Origin of the sequence: Xenorhabdus sp. PR6a (genome assembly GCF_028599065.1) — a bacterium.
Classification (GTDB): domain Bacteria; phylum Pseudomonadota; class Gammaproteobacteria; order Enterobacterales; family Enterobacteriaceae; genus Xenorhabdus; species Xenorhabdus doucetiae.
Genome location: NZ_JAQRFJ010000123.1, coordinates 1 through 2,951, shown reverse-complemented (window position 1 = coordinate 2,951; position 2,951 = coordinate 1). Strand labels below are relative to the sequence as shown.

Sequence of the window (2,951 nt, the reverse complement as noted above, 5' to 3'; positions counted from 1 at the left end):
TGAAATAACACGATCGGGAAATACAGAATAAGAAATTTTCCTCAGTTCGTGGAGATAAGAATCTGAACCAGAGGGATCATATTTAATATTTTCAAGAGATAAACGAATCAGAGAGGATTCCTGAGAAGTTAGAGTTATTTGCTGATCTATTGATAGTGTCATTCCATAAATCTCCATATTATGTTGATAAATTTATGCTGACGTAACATTATAAAACAGTATATATCTTTATTTGTTTTTATAAAAAATAACAAATAACATTTTTTCATATTAAATAAGGAACATAAAAAAACAGGAATAAGGAATAATGATCGGGCAATTGAAATAACGGCAAGCTTTTAAACGGCCATTTATCTATGGCATAGATATCTAAACATTTTTCTCTTTTCAATTAAAAAATAACAATTTGTGTTAAGTTATGGGCAGGGCGGGATTCCACTTTGTATTTAATTTAATCAAAGATAAGCTGACTACGAAATTCCCCTGACCATGTTGCTCTTCGACGTTTAGCTGCCTGACTGTTCTTGATACTGGTGTTTTATTTAATCACATTTAACGCAATGCGGTTAAACAGCGCCATTTGCGCGGCACTATCCGGATCTTTGAGTGATATTGCATCTTCCCGAAAAGTGACATCCAAGACCCAATGCAGCTCGTTTTCCACCGACCAGTGCCTTCTGATTGCCTTGGCGGCGATTTCCGCATCCAAAGGGAGAGAGCTGACATACCAGCGTGAATCCCAGTGGGAAGGTTGACCTTTCACACTCCGTTCACTGACCACTTCAATCACACTCTGTATTGAAGGCCATTGCTGTTGAAGGGACTCTGGTAATGCCGCCCGGATTTGCATGACATGGCGGAATTCTTTTCGTCCATGACCGCTATTTTTCTCCGTAAATTCAACAAGCTCATCATTCTCATAATGCGCCGCAAAATGCGATTTGACAAACTCATGGAGCGTTTTTTGATTGCCTTTGAGGCCCTAAAATAAAATCCCCGCCTCGTTGATGAATTAACTCAAGGGTTTCTTTCTGGCAATGCAAGGCATCCAGAGTGACAATGGCTCCATCAAGCGCAAGTAATTCAATTAATTGTCTGGCAACCGGGCCTTCCTTGCCCTGACTTTCAGCGGCACGGTGATACAGGGCAATCCCCGATTCAACATCATAAGCACTGACCACATGCAGGGCTTCAAACAACGTCCCTTTACAGGTTCCCCGCAGGGTTTTTCCATCAATGGCAATAATACTTTTCCCTGCCTTGAGCCGGCGCTGGTTGATCCAGGCATAAAAGGCTTCAACCAGTGCATCTTGCTCTATCATTTTGATAATATTGGCAATACAGTGACGACGAGGAATACCGTGAGTAAAAGAGGTGTACTGTTTAAGCCATTCGATTTGTAACTCACCAAATGCCTGAATGGATTTCCAGCCAGAAGCCCCACATAACACAGCAGAAAAGGCCAAAAAAATGACATCCATTAACTCATGTTTTTTATTGATGTCAGAACGTGGGTCATCTATCTTGCTGATAAAATCAAAAATATTCATTATTAAAATCACTTTTTATGGAATAGTGAGATCTTAACGTTTTACGTATGGAAATGCTTATAAAAAATCCTATTCTGATTTTTATTTAACCATAATAACCTTATTAAAATGTGAGATCCCGCCCTAAGTTATGGGGGAGTATTTCAATTTTAGGCGCTTAGTGATTAGTATACATAATATGTAGATCTCCAATATATTCAATTACAAAAGCTGGTACTTAACTATCAAACGGTCACACTGCCTAGGATAAAACTAAGAGTGAAAATCGACAATAAAGTTGTCCAGATAATAATGGCAGCCATCACCTCATGGTTTCCCCCCATCTGCCGAGCCAAAATATAGGCATTTCCCGCACAAGGAACCGCAGAATAAAGAATAGCAATACTCGCCGGCAGTCCAGAAACGTCAAAATATTTCACCAACACAATAGTAATGATGGGCATTGCAACCAGCTTGAGCAGAGTGGTATAAAAAATGGCGACTATCTGGCGTATGTGCATACTAACTATCAACCCCGCACCAACTGACATTAAACTCAATGGGGTAGCCGCATTAGATAAGTATAGAAAAAGTTGCCTTAGTGCACCTGTAACATGGATGTTGAGCATATTCATCACAACCCCTAACACGGCTCCGATAATCAACGGGTTTTTAGTCAGTGCTAACATGGCACTACTAAGGTTTTTTTTGCTACCAGTACCGTAGTGATTCATCACCAACACACTCATTATATTCGTTAAAATGATCATGTAGGAGACAAAAAATCCAGACAGTGCAACCCCTTCACTACCGAATAAGGATTGGGAAAGAGCAATGAATATATAAGAATTATATCTAATACTACCTTGAAAAATTGAGGTAAAAAGATCCGGCGATGTTTTTATAAAAAACTTAACAACAAATATAATTAATGAAATTATTATCGTTGAAATGATTGTCGACATTATTGAGTAGAAATTATTAGTACTGCTAAAGTGTGTATCGCTAATATCTAATATCAATAGCGCAGGAAAGAAAAGATAGTAAACAAACTTATCGGAAAATCCCCAAAATATCGTAACATCCTTGATATATAACTTAGACAGGAATCCTATTACTATCAGTAAAAAAATAGGTAATATGGAGAGAAAAACGTTCAACATTGTAGGACTCTCTTAAATAAAAAATGTTCAATATTGTCAGACGCTCTTAAACGCTCTTCTACTTGGTTAACCTGAGATCGCTCAAGATAAGGAACTAAACGTTTGGGGCATGAGCAAGACTTTTGCTAAAAATGTATTTCCTTTTGAGAACAACAGCTCATTTCAACCCACATTAGTTGATAATGAAAACATCTTCGTGGTAGTTTAAATCTTTTCATATGATCCTTGGATACGTATGATGACTGAACTTAGACCAGAT

Annotated in this window: 1 protein-coding gene and 1 pseudogene; both read right to left on the bottom strand. The window is 38.0% G+C overall.

Annotated features, from left to right (window positions below; all coding sequences use genetic code 11):
* Nucleotides 1-451: 451 nt before the first annotated feature.
* Nucleotides 452-1,550: pseudogene (locus PSI15_RS17435) on the bottom strand (ISAs1 family transposase).
* Between the two features lie 224 nt (nt 1,551-1,774).
* Nucleotides 1,775-2,692 (bottom strand): AEC family transporter, encoded by a 918-nt coding sequence (locus tag PSI15_RS17430; protein ID WP_273584624.1) that lies wholly within the window; start codon nt 2,690-2,692, stop codon nt 1,775-1,777.
* Nucleotides 2,693-2,951: the final 259 nt, after the last annotated feature.

What these genes read in the sequence shown, in the direction of transcription:
- PSI15_RS17430 (WP_273584624.1), bottom strand. Translation starts at nt 2,692, where the DNA reads ATGTTGAACGTTTTTCTCTCCATATTACCTATTTTTTTACTGATAGTA.